We start from the raw sequence: 15,446 nt of genomic DNA, 5'->3' as shown, positions 1-15,446 counted from the left end.
ATGAAGGACATGGACGATATCCCCGCGCTGATGCGCGACATCGGCGCCCGGGCGAAGGTCGCCGCGTCGGACCTGGCCTTCGCCGCGCCGGAACGGAAATATGCGGCGCTGATCGGTGCGGCGGATGCCGTCTGGTCGAACCGGCAGGCGATCCTCGACGCGAATTGCGAGGATATGGACCTCGGGCGCGACAAGGGCCTGACCCCGGCAATGCTGGACCGGCTGGACCTGACCGAGGCGCGGCTGCGCGGCGTGGTCGACGGGCTGCGCGCGGTGGCCGAACAGCCCGACCCGGTGGGGCAGGTCATCGCCGAATGGGACCGGCCCACCGGTCTGAACATCCGGCGGGTGCGCACGCCCATCGGCGTGGTGGGGGTGATCTACGAATCCCGGCCCAACGTCACCGCGGATGCGGGCGCGCTGTGCCTGAAATCCGGCAATGCGGTGATCCTGCGCGGCGGGTCGGAAAGTTTCCACACCTCGACCGCCCTGCATGACTGTCTGGTCGAGGGGCTGCGTCAGGCGGGCCTGCCCGCCGATGCGATCCAGTTCGTGCCCACGCGCGACCGTGCGGCGGTGACCGAGCTGCTACGGATGGTCGAGTATGTCGACGTGATCGTGCCGCGCGGCGGCAAGGGTCTGGTCGGGCTGGTGCAGGCCGAGGCGCGGGTGCCGGTCTTCGCGCATCTGGAAGGCATCTGCCATGTCTATGCCGACCGCGACGCCGACCTCGACAAGGCCCGCCGCGTGGTGCTGAACGCCAAGACCCGGCGCACCGGCATCTGCGGCGCGGCGGAATGCCTGCTGATCGACTGGCAGTTCTACACCAAGCACGGCCCCGTGCTGGTCGAGGATCTGCTGGCGGCGGGGGTCGAGGTGCGGGCCGAGGGCGAACTGGCCAAGGTGCCGGGCACCGTCCGCGCCACGCCCGAGGATTTCGGCCGCGAGTTCCTCGACAAGATCATCGCGGTGAAGCTGGTGGACGGGGTCGATCAGGCCATCGCCCATATCCGCCGCTACGGCTCCAGCCATACCGAGGCGATCCTGACCGAGAACGACGCGACGGCCGAGCGGTTCTTCACCCGGCTCGACAGCGCGATCCTGATGCGCAACGCCTCTACCCAGTTTGCGGATGGCGGCGAGTTCGGCATGGGGGCGGAAATCGGCATCGCCACCGGCAAGCTGCATGCGCGCGGGCCGGTGGGGGCCGAACAGCTGACGAGCTTCAAGTATCTCGTCACCGGCGACGGCACCATCCGCGACTAGGGCGGTGCCGCGCCGGGCGAGCGGGGCATCAGAAGATCAGGGACAGCAGCCCGATCACGACCAGAAGGCCGATCAGGAAGATGATGCCGATGGTGCCGCCGATGAACTTGAACATGGTCCGTCCTTTCGCTGAGCCGGGGTCCGGGCCGCGACCCGGGGACGCAGCGGCAACGCATCAGGATCGGGCCTGTTCCGTGCTGCGGTCAGGCGGGGCCGCCCCGATCCCCGCCTGCACCGTCACCAGCCGAGGGTGATGGCGGTCTCGCCCGCCTCGGCCGTCACCCGGCGGGCCTGACGCGCGGCCTCGTCCCGCGCCAGCGCAAACTGCACCTGCGCGGGGGTCAGCTCCGGCAGCGGCGCGGCGGCGGCCAGCCCCGCCCACAGTCCGGGTTCGGATTTCAGCCGCGGTGCCCGGGCCGCCAGCCGCCAGCCGCCGGCCGCGGGTCCGACCTCGACCGTCCCGCCCCAGGCCAGCGCCCATTCGGCGCACTGGATCATCAGGAAGGCCAGCTTCACCTCGCGCCGGGGCAGGTCGCCCTGCGCCTGCCACTGCACCCGCAGCCGGCCGCCGCGGGTGGCATCGGCGATCAGCGCTGCGATCTCGGGCTGGCCCATGCGCTGGTCGGGCGCGGCCGAGCCGAAGGCCACGCGGAAGAAACGGACGCGGGCGGCGGCGGCGGCGACGCTTTCCGACACCAGCGCCAGTTCCGCCCCCGGCGCTCCGCCCGTCAGCGTCAGCAGCTCAACCCCATTGCCGATCGCGCCCAGCGGGCTGATAAGGTCATGGCAGATGCGCGATCCCAGCAGCGCGGGCAGGTCGGGCGGCAGGCTCATGCCCGGCCCCGCGGGGCGGAACGGGCGCAGGCCAGGCGGCAATCGAAGGACCGGGACCCATGCTGAATTCGCTTCTCGAACCCGGAATGCTGGTGCGCCATCCGGGCCAGCCCGACTGGGGCCTCGGGCAGGTGCAGTCCAATATCGGGGGCAGGATCACGGTGAATTTCGAACATGCCGGCAAGGTGGTGATCGACGGCGCGCGGGTCGATCTGCAGATCGTCTACGAATGACAAGTGTCTTATCCCGTAAGGTCTTGATCCTGAAAACTCTTCGCCCCGGAAGGCTCGCGGCTGGACGCTAGCACAACCCCCGGGTGTGTCAACGCCATGACCCGGCGACAGACTGTCCGGCAACCGGCAACGGGGCTTGCCGGTTGCCAGCCCGGCCGCGCTGGCCTACAAGCCCCCCAACCGGCCCCGCGGCCTTCGCGCGCGCGGCCCGTACCGGCAGGCACAAGCCCGAGGCGAGCCACGACATGACGCCCGATCCGACCACGCCGCGCGATCCGGCCGGACGCAGCCTTTCGGAAGACTCCGGGCCCTTCACCGTCCGTCTCGCCACCACGGAACAGGATCTTCTGGGGGCGCAGCGGCTGCGCTATCGCGTCTTTGTCGAGGAACTGGGCGGTGACGGGCCCTTGGTGGACCATGCCAACCGCTTCGAGCGCGACGAATTCGACCCGGTCAACGATCATCTGCTGCTGATCGACACCCGCCGCGACGCGGGCGCGCTCGACCATGTGGTGGGGGTCTACCGGCTGCTGCCGGGGGACCGCGCCGCGGCCTTCGGCCGGTTCTACTGCGACACCGAATACGACCTGACCCGGCTGCGCCAGTCGGGGCGGCGGCTGCTGGAACTGGGGCGGTCCTGCGTCGATGCCGGCTATCGCGGCGGATCGGCGATGTTCCTGCTGTGGAACGGGCTGGCCGACTATGTGCTCGACCGCGGGATCGAGGTGCTGTTCGGGGTGGCGAGCTTTCACGGCACCGATGTCGAGGCGCTGAAGATGCCGCTCGCCTGGCTGCACCATCACCATCTGGCGCCCGAGCCGCTGCGGGTGCGGGTGCTGGCCGAGCATTTCCAGACCATGGACCTCGTGCCGCCCGAGGCGATCGACCGCAAGGCGGCGATGGTGGCGATGCCGGCGCTGATCAAGGCCTATCTGCGACTTGGCGGTTTCGTGGGCGAGGGCGCCTTCATCGACCGGCCGTTCAACACCACCGATGTCTGCCTGCTGATGGACACGACCGCGATGAGCGAAAAGCACAAGGGCTTCTACACCCGCAAGCACGAGCGCGCCTGAATGACCACATGGCGCGAGGAACAGCCCCCGGCCGCGCCGCGCATCGGGGCGGCGGGCTGGCTGCGGGTGGCGCTGCGGGCGCCGCTGCTGTTTGTGGTGGTCTATGGCGGTCTGGCGCTGCTTCTGGCGCTGCGCCTGCCGGAACGGCTGGCCTTCGGCCTGCACCGCCCGGTCACGCCCTGGATCACGCAAGGCGTCTGCCGCGCGGCGCTGTGGCTGTTGGGCATCCGGCTGACGATCCGCGGCCGCCCGATGCAGGATCGCGGCGCCATCGTCGCCAACCATGCGGGCTGGCTGGACATCTTCACCCTCAACGCCTGCGACCGCATCTATTTCGTGTCGAAATCCGAGGTCGCCCGCTGGCCCGGCATCGGCTGGCTGGCACGGGCGACGGGCACCGTCTTCATCGCCCGCGACCCGCGCGAGGCGCGGGCGCAGCAGGCGCTGTTCGAGGCGCGGCTGCGGGCGAACCACCGGCTGCTGTTCTTTCCCGAGGGCACCTCGACCGACGGGCGGCGGGTGCTGCCGTTCAAGACCACGCTCTTCGCCGCCTTCTTCGCGCCGGAACTGCGCGAGCGCATGTCGATCCAGCCGGCCAGCGTGATCTATCGCGCGCCCGAGGGCGAGGATCCGCGCTTCCTCGGCTGGTGGGGGGACATGGCCTTCGGCCCGCATCTGCTGAAGCTGATGGCGCATCGCGGCGGGTCGCGGGCCGAGGTGCTGTTCCACCCGCCGATCCGGGTGGCCGGGGTCGCCGACCGCAAGGTGCTGGCGCTGCTGGCCGAGGCGGCGGTGCGTGGCCCGGTGGTCGCGGCGGTGGGGCAGGCGCCGGTGCCGGCCGGCCCGGCGGCCGCGACGGCCGGCTAGATCACTCCGGCTTCGGCCGCAGCATCAGCCAGATCAGCCCGCCGCCGGCCGCCACGAGGAAGGGCACCATCGCCAGGTTCACGGCCTGCCAGCCCGCCTCGACCGATCCGCCCGAGCAGTTCATCAGCCCGCCCGAGGAGAGCGAGGCAAGGAACACGCCGCCGAAGACGACGAAGTCGTTGACGCCCTGGATCCGGCCCCGTTCTTCGGGGCGGTGGGCCGAGGCCAGCATCGCCGTGGCGCCGATGAAGCCGAAATTCCAGCCAAGACCCAGCAGGATCAGCGCGCCGTAGAACTGCGCCAGCTCGACCCCCGACAGCGCCACGATCCCGGCACCGGCGAGGATCACCAGCCCGATCCCGACCACCCGTTCCCGCCCCAGCCAGCCGATCAGATGGCCGGTGAAGAACGAGGGCAGGAACATCGCCAGCACATGGGCGGACACGATGTCGGCCGCGTGGTTCTGGGTGAACCCGCAGCCGACGACGGCCAGCGGCGTCGAGGTCATAACCAGGTTCATCAGCGCATAGCTGACCGTGCCGCAGATCATCGCCACCACGATCTGCGGGTCGCGCAACAACTCGGCCAGCGGCCGGCCCTGCGGCGCGTCCTGCGCCGGCGCCACGGGCTTCGGAATGTCCAGCAGCAGGAACAGCAGCGGGCCGAGCAGGTTCAGCGCGACCACCACCAGATAGCTGGCGAGGAAGGGCACCACCATCGCCTGCGCCGTCAGCTTCACGATCTGCGGGCCGATGATCGCCGAGATCAGCCCCCCCGCCATCACATAGGAGATGGCCTTGGCCCGGAACGCCTCGGGCGCGGTATCGGTGGCGGCGAAGCGGAAGAAGCCCTGCGAGCTTTGATAGACGCCGGTGAACAGCGCGCCCAGCATGAACAGCCAGAACGATCCCTGCCACAGCGCGGCGGCGGCGATCGCGGCCCCCGTGGCCCCCGACAGCGTGGCCAGCGTGAAGCCCGCCCGCCGCCCGTGCCGCTGCATGAAGGCCGACAGCCGGGTGGAGGCGAGCACCGAGCCGAGGATGATCATCGACAGGGGCAGGGTGGCGAGGCAGGGATTGGGCGCGAGCGACTGGCCCGCAAGCCCGCCGATGATGAAGAACACCGGCATCTGCGCCCCGAGCAGCGCCTGCGCCGCGACCAGCACCGCCACGTTGCGGCGGGCGCGCCGCATCGGATAGGGGTCGGCGGATCGGGGGACGGAATCGGCGGGCGAGGACTGGCTCATGCCCCCTTGCTAGCCGCTGGACAGGGCCGCGAACAGGGGGCGCAGCCAAGCGTCGCAGGGATGGGGCAGGAAGAGAGGCGGGATGCGCAGGATCGTCGGGGCGGACTGTCTGGCCGAGGGCGCGGCGCATCTGCTGGCGGTGGAGCCGCGCTTTGCCCCGGCGCTGCTGGCGCCCCTGCCGCTGCGGCTGCGTCCGGCGGGCTTTGCGGAACTGGCGGCGGTGGTGGTGGGGCAGCAGGTCTCCACCGCCTCGGCGGCGGCGATCCTCGGGCGGATGGCGGCGGCGGGGCTCTTGGACCCCGCGACGGTCCGGGCGGCGGGCGACGACGCTCTGCGCGGCGCCGGCCTGTCGCGACAGAAGATCGCCACGCTGCGGGCGCTGGCCGCATCGGGGCTGGATCTCGCCACGCTCGACGGTCTCGACGATGCGGGGGCGGTGGCCGCGCTGACCGCGCTGCCCGGCATCGGGCGCTGGACGGCAGAGGTCTATCTGACCTTCTCGCTCGGCCGGCCCGATGTGATGCCCGCCGGCGATCTGGCCCTGCAAGAGGCGGCGCGCCTGCTGTTCGCGCTGCCCGACCGCCCGCGCGAGCCGGCGCTGCGGCGACTGGCCGAACCCTGGGCACCGTGGCGGGCGGTTGCGGCGCGGGCGCTGTGGGCCTACTACCGGCTGGCGAAGGGACGCGAGGGGATGACATGACGCGCGAACTGGACTTCGGCCGGCACGAGCCGCAATCGGGCAAGGCCCGGTCGATGGTGGTCTTCCTGCATGGCTATGGCGCGGATGGCAACGATCTGCTGGGGCTGGCGCAGCCGCTGGCGCCGCATCTGCCCGACACGCTGTTCCTGGCCCCCGACGCGCCCGATCCCTGCCGGGGCAATCCCTTCGGGCGGCAATGGTTTCCGATCCCCTGGCTGGACGGATCGTCCGAGGTCGAGGCGGGGGCGGCGCTGGCGCGGTCGGCGGCGGATCTGGACGCCTTCCTGACCGCGCGGCTGGCCGAGGCGGAGATGGCACCCGCGCAACTGGCGCTGGTGGGCTTTTCGCAGGGCACGATGATGGCGCTGCATGTGGCGCCGCGGCGGCCCGAGCCCGTCGCCGGAATCGCCGCCTTCTCGGGCCGGCTGCTGGCGCCCGAACGGCTGGCGACCGAGGCGGTGTCGAAGCCGCCGGTGCTGATCCTGCATGGCGACGCCGACGAGGTGGTGCCCTTTGCCGACATGGGCCTGGCGGGCGATGCCCTGACGCGGGCTGGTTTCACCGTCTACGGCCATGTCATGCGCGGAACCGGGCACGGAATTGCGCCGGACGGGCTGTCGGCGGCGCTTTCTTTCCTGCGCGACGTTCTGCCCGCTGATCGGGCTTGATCGCCGTCGCGCAGGGGTTACATTCGGTTCGTGCCTTGAGGAGAGCCGACATGGAATTTGCCCTGATCGCCGTTCTGATCCCGCTGCTGGCCGGTGCCGCCGTGATGCTGCGCCGCGGCCCGGTGGCGCAGATGCGGCCGATCCCGGTGCCCGCCGATCCGCGGCGCCCCCGCCGCTGACCTTCCGCCCCCGATCCCGGCGGACCGGGCGCATCGCGCCCGATCGGGACGTGGGGCAGATTGCCACTGCGCTTTCCCCCGGGGCGGCACCCTCGTGCCGCCCTTTCGTATGTCGGGGGGGCGGGCCTGCGGGTCGCTGGCGTCCCTGCGTCATGGACCTGTCACGATGTTGGGATAGTTCGGACGGCGACGGGTCATCGCAGATCGCGGGGCTTGTCAGGCGCGAAACGCCAGATATAGTCGTCTACATGCCGGGGCGGTTCCCCGCCCTGGACAGGCCAGCGGACCGAAAGGTCGGGGCCGGGCAGGGCAAGGACGGAGTCGCCGATGCTTGATCACGTCGAAGAACCGGAATTCCGAACCAGCTTCGTGCGGGAGCCGTCGGCGCTGCGCCACTTCCCCGCGCTGGTCCTGAACGCGGATTACCGGCCCCTGTCCTACTATCCGCTCAGCCTCTGGCCCTGGCAGGAGGCGATCAAGGCGGTGTTCCTCGACCGGGTCACCATCATGGCCGAATATGACGAGGTGGTCCGAAGCCAGAGGGCAGAGATACGGATACCCTCGGTCGTCGTCCTCAAGGAATATGTCAAACCCCAGAAGCGCGTGGCCTTCACGCGCTTCAATCTTTTCCTGCGGGACGAATTCTGCTGCCAGTATTGCGGCTCGAAAGAGAACCTGACCTTCGACCACGTCCTGCCCCGGTCGCGCGGCGGCATCACCAGCTGGGACAATGTCGTGGCCGCCTGCGCGCCCTGCAACCTGAAGAAGGCGAACAAGCTGCTGAAACAGGCAGGGATGAGCCTGCGCAAGCCGCCGCACCAGCCCACCGCGGAAGAGATGCGCAACATCGGCCGGCGCTTTCCCCCGAACTACCTGCACGACAGCTGGGTGGACTTCCTCTACTGGGATGCCGAATTGGAGGCGTAGGCGCGGATCGGCGTCAGGCCATCACGGGCCGATCCCGGAGAAGCTGGAGGCCCGGCGCCCGGCGCGCCAGCCGGCAAGGATGGCATCGACATTGGCCTCCAGCCCGTCTTCGGACTGCAGCTCGAGATCGTAGTGCTTTCCGATGTGCACGGTCGCGAAGTCCGCGGCAGCGCTGCCCGGCGCACGGTCGCCACGGGCGGCCTCGCGCGCGATCAGCCGGGGCAGGGGGCAGTGGACACCGACGAAATAGACGTCATGCCCGGCGAACAGGCGGCGGAGGTCGCCCAACCAGGCGTCCTCGTCGAGGATGTGTTCGAGGATCAGGTCGTTCCCCGCATCGGCATAGGCGGCAAGCGAGGCATGGAAGCCTGCGAAGAAGGCGGGGCGGGCGGCTCGCCAGTCGAACTCGCGCGAGCGGAAGCGGCTCATCGGCAGCACGCCGGAGTCGCGCAGGTGGTCGATCGAGACATGCCAGAACGGCCGCTCGATGCGGGCTTGAAGCGCGCGGGCGATGCTGGATTTGCCGCTGCTCGACGCGCCGTGCAGGAAGATGATCTGTGCCATCGGTCCGCTCCTGATCCGCGGTGCCTCGGTCCCGGCGCGCCTGCCCGCGGCCCGCATCCGCGCCGTGCGGGTATAGGGCCGGCGGAACGAAAAGGCCGCGCAACGCTGCGCGGCCCGGGTTCGCGGCGCTGGCGCCCGCGCTCAGCTTTCCGACATCAGCTGGCTTTTCGCCTCGACCATCATCTCGGCCAGTTTGGCGCGGATCGTGGCCTCGTCGGCCTTGCCGTCCAGATCGGCCGCCAGCTTGCGCACCACGTCGGCGTCGCCCGCCTCCTGGAAATCGGCCTTGACCACCTCGGCCGCATAGGCCGCCGCATCGTCGCCGGACTTGCCGAGCAGCCCCGCCGCCCACAGGCCGGTCAGCTTGTTGCGCCGCGCCTCGGCCCGGAACTGCATCTCGGCGTCATGGGCGAACTTGGTCTCGAACGCGCGTTCGCGGTCGTCGAAGGTGGTCATGGCAGGCCCCTCTTCAGGCGTTGCGGAATGGCCCTCATATGCCCGCCGCGACCCCGTCAGGCAAGCCCCGCGATGTCGCGACCGGATCGCACCGGGGCCGGGGCGGGGAGCGCGGCTGCGAGTCCCGGTTGCGGCGGGGCGGTCCATGTCCTATAGGGGCCGCAGGACGGCGACGACCCCGGCTGCGGACCCCCGCCGACCGGGGTGGCGCCCGTCCGTCCACAGGTTTTAAGGAAGCGCCCATGGCACCGCGTCGGAAGAAGATCTACGAAGGCAAGGCCAAGATCCTCTACGAAGGCCCTGAACCGGGAACGCTGATCCAGTATTTCAAGGACGACGCCACGGCCTTCAACGCGCAGAAGAAGGCGACGATCGAGGGCAAGGGCGTCCTGAACAACCGCCTGTCCGAATTCTTCATGACCGGGCTGACCAATATCGGCGTGCCCAACCACTTCATCCGCCGCGTCAACATGCGCGAACAGCTGATCCGCCAGGTCGAGATCATCCCGCTGGAAGTGATCGTGCGCAACTTCGCCGCCGGCTCCATCGCGAAACGGCTGGGGCTGGAAGAGGGCACCGCCCTGCCGCGCCCGATCGTGGAATACAGCTACAAGAACGACGCGCTCGGCGACCCGATGGTCAGCGAGGAATACATCGTCGCCTTCGGCTGGGCCAACCAGCAGGACCTGGACGACATCGTGGCGCTGGCGCTGCGGGTCAACGACTTCCTGTCGGGGGTATTTTTCGGCGTCGGCATCAAGCTCGTGGACTTCAAGATCGAGGTCGGGCGGATCTGGGACGGCGATTTCATGCGCCTGATCGTCGCCGACGAGATCAGCCCGGACAGCTGCCGCCTGTGGGACATCAAGACCGGCCAGAAGCTGGACAAGGACGTGTTCCGCCGGGATCTGGGCAGCCTGACCGACGCCTATTCCGAAGTGGCGCGGCGGCTTGGCGTGCTGCCGGGCAATGCGACGCAGATGGGCAAGCCCACGCTGATCAATTAGCTGGCCGGTCGCCCCTTCGGGGTGGTCGAGGGCGGTCGCCAACCCGGCGCCGACCCCAGGAAGAAGGGCCGGCGCTGACCGCCGGCCGACGAGACGGCCCGACAGGCGGCCCCGGCGGGGCCAAGGCAAGGAAGGAAGCGGCGGGAATGAAGGCGCGCGTGCATGTGATGCTGAAGGACGGGGTGCTGGACCCGCAGGGCGAGGCGGTGCGCCACGCGCTCGGGACGCTCGGCTTCGCCGGGGTCGAGGGCGTCCGCCAGGGCAAGGTGATCGAGCTGGACCTGGCCGAGACCGATGCCGCCAAGGCCGAATCCGCGGTCCGGGCGATGTGCGACCGGCTGCTCGCCAACACCGTCATCGAGAAATACACGATCGAACTGGCCTGAGGCGATTGTGTCTTGCGCCCCGGGCAGGTGCCGCCGCAATCCCGCCCCGATCGCGGCCTAAGTTGCGCGATGCCCCGGCCTGTGCATCCTGCCGGTCGGGGGCCTGTTCAAGAGTGTGAGACGACCATGCGCATCATCATCCTGTCCGTTCTTGCCGCCGCGCCGCTGGCGCTGGCCGGTCCCGCCCTGGCCGAGATCGACGCGGGCACCTACAGCTGCGCCAATGCCGAGGGCCAGGCGCCCGTGACGGTGAAGATCCTGTCGAGCGATTCCTACAGCGACGCGGGCAGCGTCGGCGGCACCTATGTGGTGGCCGAGGACGGGATCGTGACCTTCGAGACGGGTCCCTTCCAGGGCCGGCCCGGCGCCGACATGGACGGCAAGCTCGCCTTCGCCGCCGTGGACGGGGCGCCGCCGACCCTCTGCACCGAGAACTGATCGCGGCATAGACTGCCGCCGATCCGCCGCTGCCCGCTCTGCGGGCGCGCCGCCTTCGGCTTGGGCAGAACCGCGCAGGCGAGGGGCCGCAACCGGCCCCCGGCGCGGTATTGGCCCCGGTTGCCCCTGTTCCGGCCGCGGCCCGGCCCTAGCTCTGGCGGAACAGCCGGAGCGTGCCATGACCCCGACGCCCACCCCGACCGCCACCCTGCCCGCCACCCTGACCGCGGCCCTCGCCCTCCTGCTGCTGCCTGCGCTGCCCGCTGCGGCGCAGCAGGTCGATCTGGAACTGGTGCTGCTGGCGGATGCCACGGGCTCCATCACCGCGCAGGAGATCGCCTTCCAGCGGCAGGGCTATGCCAGCGCCATCACCCATCCCGAGGTGCTGGCCGCCATCGCCGGCACCGCCTATGGCAGCATCGCGCTGACCTATGTGGAATGGGGGCAGGCGGACAGCCAGCATGTGGTGGTGCCCTGGACCGTCATCGCCGGGCCGGAAGAGGCCGCGGCCTTTGCCGAAGGGCTGGTCACGGGGCCACGCGCCGCATCCGGGCGCAATGCCATCGGCGCGGCGCTGCTGTTCGGCAAGGAGCTGATCGAGGGCAACGAGATCGAGGGCTGGCGGCGGATCATCGACTTTTCGGCCGACAGCGCCAACAATCACAACGGCCCGGATATCGCCGGGGCGCGGGCCGAGGTGCTGGCCGCGGGGATCACCATCAACGGGCTGGCGGTGGCCTGCCGCGGCTGCGCGCAAAGCTGGTCGACGCCCGAGGGCCTGCAGCAAGCCTTCGCCGAACGGATCATCGGCGGGCCGGGCGCCTTCGTCGTCACCGCCGAGACGGAAGGAACCTTCGCCGAGGCGGTGCGACGCAAGCTGATCCTCGAAATCTCGGGCCTGCACGGGCATCCGGTGCTGGCCGCGGGGATGGCGGCGCCGGCGGTTCCGGGGGCGCCCCTTGCAGCCCCTCGCCCGGACAACTAAGACTCCCTCAAGACAGAGGCAGATATGGTCCCGCGGCACTCGGCGGCGGGGGCGGGGCGACGCGAGAGGCAGGCGAGATGACGGACCCGATCGACACTTACATGAACACCCTCGTGCCGATGGTGGTCGAACAGACCAGCCGGGGCGAGCGTGCCTATGACATCTACTCGCGGCTGCTGAAGGAACGGATCATCTTCATGTCCGGGCCGGTGCATGACGGCATGTCGACGCTGATCTGCGCGCAGCTCCTGTTCCTCGAGGCGGAGAACCCCTCGAAGGAAATCTCGATGTACATCAACTCGCCCGGCGGTGTCGTCACCTCCGGCCTGTCGATCTACGACACGATGCAGTACATCCGGCCCAAGGTCTCGACGCTGGTGATCGGGCAGGCGGCCTCGATGGGTTCGCTGCTGCTGACCGCGGGCGAGAAGGGGATGCGCTTCTCGCTGCCCAACAGCCGGATCATGGTGCACCAGCCCTCGGGCGGCTATCAGGGGCAGGCGACGGACATCATGATCCACGCCCGCGAGACCGAAAAGCTGAAGCGCCGGCTGAATGAAATCTATGTGAAGCACACCGGCCAGGATCTGGAGACGGTGGAGGCCGCGCTGGAGCGCGACAACTTCATGTCGGCCGAAGATGCCAAGAACTGGGGCCTGATCGACGAGATCCTGACCGATCGCGCCCGCCCCGACGAGGCGAAGTGACCCGTTCCGCCGCCCCGGCCCCGCGGCCGGCGGCGGGATTTTTGACATTGTTATGAACGGGGGCCTGCCCTAGACTTTTCCAACGGACCGTGGCGCCGCTGCATCGCAGCCCGCCGCGGTCCCGGCAGGCCACAGAGGACGGTTATGGCGAACAATTCCGGCAGCGACAGCAAGAACACGCTCTACTGCTCGTTCTGCGGCAAGAGCCAGCACGAGGTGCGCAAGCTGATCGCGGGCCCGACCGTGTTCATCTGCGACGAATGCGTCGAGCTGTGCATGGACATCATCCGCGAGGAGACGAAGACCTCGGGGCTGAAGGCGACCGATGGCGTGCCGACCCCGCGCGACATCTGCAAGGTGCTGGATGATTACGTCATCGGCCAGGAACATGCCAAGCGCGTGCTGTCGGTGGCCGTCCACAACCACTACAAGCGGCTGAACCATTCGTCCAAATCGGCCGATATCGAGCTGGCGAAGTCGAACATCCTGCTGATCGGCCCCACCGGCTGCGGCAAGACGCTGCTGGCGCAGACGCTGGCCCGCATCCTCGACGTGCCCTTCACCATGGCCGACGCGACGACGCTGACCGAGGCCGGCTATGTCGGCGAGGATGTCGAGAACATCATCCTGAAGCTCCTGCAGGCCAGCGAGTACAACGTCGAACGGGCGCAGCGCGGCATCGTCTATATCGACGAGGTCGACAAGATCACCCGCAAGTCGGACAACCCCTCGATCACCCGCGACGTGTCGGGTGAGGGCGTGCAGCAGGCCCTGCTGAAGATCATGGAAGGCACCGTCGCCTCGGTGCCGCCGCAGGGCGGGCGCAAGCATCCGCAGCAGGAATTCCTGCAGGTGGACACGACCAACATCCTGTTCATCTGCGGCGGCGCCTTTGCCGGGCTGGAACGGATCATCGCGCAGCGCAACAAGGGGTCCGGCATGGGCTTCGGCGCCGAGGTGAAGGATCCCGATGCGCGCGGCGTGGGCGAGCTGTTCAAGGAACTGGAACCGGAAGACCTGCTGAAGTTCGGGCTGATCCCGGAATTCGTCGGCCGTCTGCCGGTGATCGCCACGCTGACCGACCTCGACGAGGCGGCGCTGGTGACGATCCTGACCGAGCCGAAGAACGCGCTGGTCAAGCAGTATCAGCGCCTGTTCGACATCGAGGGCGTGAAGCTGACCTTCACCGACGAGGCGCTGAAAGCGATCGCCAAGCGCGCGATCAAGCGCAAGACCGGCGCACGCGGCCTGCGGTCGATCATGGAGGACATCCTGCTCGACACCATGTTCGAACTGCCGGGCATGGACGGCATCGCCGAGGTGGTGGTGAACGACGACGCGGTGAACAACGGCAGCAAGCCGCTCCTGGTGCATCACGAACCGAAGAAGAAGATCCCCGCCAGCGCCGGCTGACCGGCGGCGACGGGATCGCCCGAAATCTTGACGGCCGCGCCTCCGGGTGCGGCCGTTCGCCTTTGCCACCCCGCCCGCCGCAGGCCCCCCACGGTTTCGGCACTGGACCGCGGCGCCCGCTCGGGTATAACTGCCCCGAACCGGGGCGCGCGCCCGGCCAAGATGGAGCCATCCGCATGAAATTCCTGCTTCGCCTGCTGACCTGGTGGAACAGCCAGACGCTCGGCACCCAGATCTTTACCGCCCGCCACGGCGTGAAGGTAGGCGAGGACGAGCAGGGCAACATCTTCTACCGGTCGAAGGACGGGCGGAAGCGGTGGGTGATCTACAATGGCGAGGCCGAGGCGAGCCGCGTGTCGCCCGACTGGCACGGCTGGCTGCATTTCACCTGGGACGAGCCGCCGACCGAAAAGCCGCTGGTCCGCAAGCCCTGGGAACAGCCGCATGTCGAAAACCTGACCGGCACGCCGGGGGCCTATGTGCCGGCCGGGTCGCTGCGGCGGGTGGCGCCGGTCGAGCGGCGCGACTACGAGGCGTGGCAGCCGGAATAATGTCGGACCAGCGCGCAGAAATCCTGACCGGCGCCGCGGTCCTTGCCGTGGCGCTCGGCTTCGCCGCCTTCGCCGGGCTGGGATCGGGGCTGACCGGGCCGTCGGGCAGCTATGACCTGCATGCCAGCTTCCGCTCGCTCGAAGGCATCACCATCGGCACCGATGTGCGGCTGGCGGGGGTCAAGGTCGGGTCGGTCACGGCGATGGAGCTGGACCCGCAGACCTTCTTCGCCGACGCAACCCTGTCGCTGCGCGACGACCTGCTGCTGCCCGAGGACAGCGCCGCGCTGGTCTCCTCCGAGGGACTGCTCGGCGGCGCCTTCGTCGAACTGGTGCCGGGGGGCAGCCCGGTCAATATCGAGGCGGGCGGCGAGATCGAGGACACGCAGGGCGCGGTCAGCATCTTCACCCTGCTGATGCGCTTTGCCGGCGGCGGCGAGGACAGCGCGGACGCGGCGCCATGAGGGCGGCACTGCTGGCGCTGCTGGCGGGGCTTGCGCTGGCCGCCCCCGCCCGGGCGCAGGAACAGCTGCCGGACGGCGTGGTCCTGCCGCTGGAGGGTCTGGGCGCCGAAGAGGACCTGCCCCCCGTGCCGGTGACGCCCGAGGCGCTGGAACCCGAAAGCTCTATCGATTCCGAATCTGCCGGGGCCGTGGCCTCGGGCAGCGGCGCCATGCTACGCGGGCTCGACCGGCTGTCGGGGGAAACGGTCGATCTGGAAATCGGCGCCGGCGCCACGGCCGCGCTGTTCCGCCTGTCGGTCTCGCTGTCGGACTGCCGCTTTCCGGTGTCGGACCCGTCCTCGGACGCCTATGCGCATCTGACGGTACGCGACCGGGACGAGGTGGTGTTCGACGGCTGGATGGTCGCGTCCAGCCCCGCGCTGGTCGCACTCGACCATCCCCGCTATGACCTCTGGGTGCTGCACTGCGTCCGCTGAGGGGCG

General features: G+C 69.6%; 22 protein-coding genes. 17 read left to right on the top strand and 5 right to left on the bottom strand.

Annotated elements, in window-relative coordinates:
* The gene (locus EEY80_RS11065; protein WP_126976622.1) at window positions 1–1,266 is read left to right on the top strand and encodes a glutamate-5-semialdehyde dehydrogenase; all 1,266 of its coding nucleotides are present in this window, start codon (window positions 1–3) and stop codon (window positions 1,264–1,266) included.
* A 28-nt stretch (window positions 1,267–1,294) separates the two neighbouring features.
* Here EEY80_RS11065 and EEY80_RS20765 read toward each other — a convergent pair whose 3' ends face one another.
* Entirely contained in the window at window positions 1,295–1,381 is an 87-nt protein-coding gene (locus tag EEY80_RS20765) for a small membrane protein YohP (protein ID WP_126976673.1), read from the bottom strand.
* 122 nt (window positions 1,382–1,503) lie between these two features.
* The gene (locus EEY80_RS11055) at window positions 1,504–2,100 is read right to left on the bottom strand and encodes a histidine phosphotransferase family protein (RefSeq protein WP_126976621.1); all 597 of its coding nucleotides are present in this window, start codon (window positions 2,098–2,100) and stop codon (window positions 1,504–1,506) included.
* A 62-nt stretch (window positions 2,101–2,162) separates the two neighbouring features.
* Here EEY80_RS11055 and EEY80_RS11050 point away from each other — a divergent pair, with 62 nt between their 5' ends.
* The 3 genes from EEY80_RS11050 (at window position 2,163) to EEY80_RS11040 (ending at window position 4,273) form a co-directional block, all read left to right on the top strand.
* Window positions 2,163–2,333: a DUF3553 domain-containing protein gene (locus EEY80_RS11050; RefSeq protein WP_126976672.1), complete on the top strand. Its 171-nt coding sequence runs from the start codon at window positions 2,163–2,165 to the stop codon at window positions 2,331–2,333.
* Window positions 2,334–2,578: 245 nt separating this feature from the next.
* Window positions 2,579–3,406 (top strand): GNAT family N-acetyltransferase, encoded by an 828-nt coding sequence (locus tag EEY80_RS11045; RefSeq protein ID WP_126976620.1) that lies wholly within the window; start codon window positions 2,579–2,581, stop codon window positions 3,404–3,406.
* Window positions 3,407–4,273 (top strand): lysophospholipid acyltransferase family protein, encoded by an 867-nt coding sequence (locus tag EEY80_RS11040; RefSeq protein WP_126976619.1) that lies wholly within the window; start codon window positions 3,407–3,409, stop codon window positions 4,271–4,273.
* Between the two features lies 1 nt (window position 4,274).
* Here EEY80_RS11040 and EEY80_RS11035 read toward each other — a convergent pair whose 3' ends face one another.
* Window positions 4,275–5,519, bottom strand: coding sequence for an MFS transporter (locus tag EEY80_RS11035; RefSeq protein WP_407920730.1), 1,245 nt, complete (start codon window positions 5,517–5,519; stop codon window positions 4,275–4,277).
* Window positions 5,520–5,601: 82 nt separating this feature from the next.
* On the opposite strand from EEY80_RS11035, the gene EEY80_RS11030 reads away from it, so the two are divergent.
* The 4 genes from EEY80_RS11030 (at window position 5,602) to EEY80_RS11020 (ending at window position 7,993) form a co-directional block, all read left to right on the top strand.
* Window positions 5,602–6,219, top strand: coding sequence for a DNA-3-methyladenine glycosylase family protein (locus EEY80_RS11030; RefSeq protein ID WP_126976618.1), 618 nt, complete (start codon window positions 5,602–5,604; stop codon window positions 6,217–6,219).
* Window positions 6,216–6,887 carry an alpha/beta hydrolase gene (locus EEY80_RS11025; RefSeq protein WP_126976617.1) on the top strand — a complete coding sequence of 224 codons (672 nt, stop codon included), beginning with the start codon at window positions 6,216–6,218 and terminating at the stop codon, window positions 6,885–6,887. Before EEY80_RS11030 ends, EEY80_RS11025 begins: the two co-directional genes overlap by 4 nt.
* Before the next feature lie 50 nt (window positions 6,888–6,937).
* Window positions 6,938–7,066, top strand: coding sequence for a hypothetical protein (locus tag EEY80_RS20595; RefSeq protein ID WP_268885651.1), 129 nt, complete (start codon window positions 6,938–6,940; stop codon window positions 7,064–7,066).
* 327 nt (window positions 7,067–7,393) lie between these two features.
* On the top strand, window positions 7,394–7,993 hold the full coding sequence (locus EEY80_RS11020) for an HNH endonuclease (protein WP_126976616.1): 600 nt from the start codon (window positions 7,394–7,396) through the stop codon (window positions 7,991–7,993).
* A gap of 21 nt (window positions 7,994–8,014) precedes the next feature.
* On the opposite strand, the gene EEY80_RS11015 is transcribed toward EEY80_RS11020, so the two are convergent.
* Both EEY80_RS11015 and EEY80_RS11010 read right to left on the bottom strand, forming a co-directional pair.
* Window positions 8,015–8,557 (bottom strand): chloramphenicol phosphotransferase CPT family protein, encoded by a 543-nt coding sequence (locus tag EEY80_RS11015; RefSeq protein WP_126976615.1) that lies wholly within the window; start codon window positions 8,555–8,557, stop codon window positions 8,015–8,017.
* A gap of 141 nt (window positions 8,558–8,698) precedes the next feature.
* On the bottom strand, window positions 8,699–9,013 hold the full coding sequence (locus EEY80_RS11010; RefSeq protein ID WP_126976614.1) for a DUF1476 domain-containing protein: 315 nt from the start codon (window positions 9,011–9,013) through the stop codon (window positions 8,699–8,701).
* A 242-nt stretch (window positions 9,014–9,255) separates the two neighbouring features.
* Here EEY80_RS11010 and purC point away from each other — a divergent pair, with 242 nt between their 5' ends.
* From purC to EEY80_RS20460, 9 genes are all read left to right on the top strand, one after another.
* Window positions 9,256–10,020, top strand: a complete 765-nt coding sequence (purC, locus tag EEY80_RS11005) for a phosphoribosylaminoimidazolesuccinocarboxamide synthase (protein ID WP_126976613.1) — start codon at window positions 9,256–9,258, stop codon at window positions 10,018–10,020.
* Between the two features lie 146 nt (window positions 10,021–10,166).
* On the top strand, window positions 10,167–10,406 hold the full coding sequence (purS, locus tag EEY80_RS11000) for a phosphoribosylformylglycinamidine synthase subunit PurS (protein WP_126976612.1): 240 nt from the start codon (window positions 10,167–10,169) through the stop codon (window positions 10,404–10,406).
* A 126-nt stretch (window positions 10,407–10,532) separates the two neighbouring features.
* Complete coding sequence (locus EEY80_RS10995) at window positions 10,533–10,844, top strand: hypothetical protein (protein WP_126976611.1); 312 nt, start codon at window positions 10,533–10,535, stop codon at window positions 10,842–10,844.
* A gap of 178 nt (window positions 10,845–11,022) precedes the next feature.
* Window positions 11,023–11,829, top strand: a complete 807-nt coding sequence (locus EEY80_RS10990) for a DUF1194 domain-containing protein (protein WP_126976610.1) — start codon at window positions 11,023–11,025, stop codon at window positions 11,827–11,829.
* A gap of 77 nt (window positions 11,830–11,906) precedes the next feature.
* A complete protein-coding gene (gene clpP / locus EEY80_RS10985) occupies window positions 11,907–12,536 on the top strand; it encodes an ATP-dependent Clp endopeptidase proteolytic subunit ClpP (protein ID WP_126976609.1) in 630 nt (209 codons plus the stop codon).
* 144 nt (window positions 12,537–12,680) lie between these two features.
* Window positions 12,681–13,949, top strand: a complete 1,269-nt coding sequence (gene clpX / locus EEY80_RS10980) for an ATP-dependent Clp protease ATP-binding subunit ClpX (RefSeq protein ID WP_126976608.1) — start codon at window positions 12,681–12,683, stop codon at window positions 13,947–13,949.
* Between the two features lie 176 nt (window positions 13,950–14,125).
* The gene (locus tag EEY80_RS10975) at window positions 14,126–14,500 is read left to right on the top strand and encodes an NADH:ubiquinone oxidoreductase subunit NDUFA12 (RefSeq protein ID WP_126976607.1); all 375 of its coding nucleotides are present in this window, start codon (window positions 14,126–14,128) and stop codon (window positions 14,498–14,500) included.
* Complete coding sequence (gene mlaD / locus EEY80_RS10970; RefSeq protein WP_126976606.1) at window positions 14,500–14,964, top strand: outer membrane lipid asymmetry maintenance protein MlaD; 465 nt, start codon at window positions 14,500–14,502, stop codon at window positions 14,962–14,964. The genes EEY80_RS10975 and mlaD overlap by 1 nt, the downstream gene beginning before the upstream one ends.
* Window positions 14,961–15,440, top strand: a complete 480-nt coding sequence (locus EEY80_RS20460; RefSeq protein WP_235829798.1) for a DUF2155 domain-containing protein — start codon at window positions 14,961–14,963, stop codon at window positions 15,438–15,440. Before mlaD ends, EEY80_RS20460 begins: the two co-directional genes overlap by 4 nt.
* Window positions 15,441–15,446: the final 6 nt, after the last annotated feature.

Origin of the sequence: Frigidibacter oleivorans, from assembly GCF_003993775.1 — a bacterium.
Lineage (GTDB): Bacteria > Pseudomonadota > Alphaproteobacteria > Rhodobacterales > Rhodobacteraceae > Frigidibacter > Frigidibacter oleivorans.
This window is presented reverse-complemented; position numbering and strand designations above follow the sequence as displayed.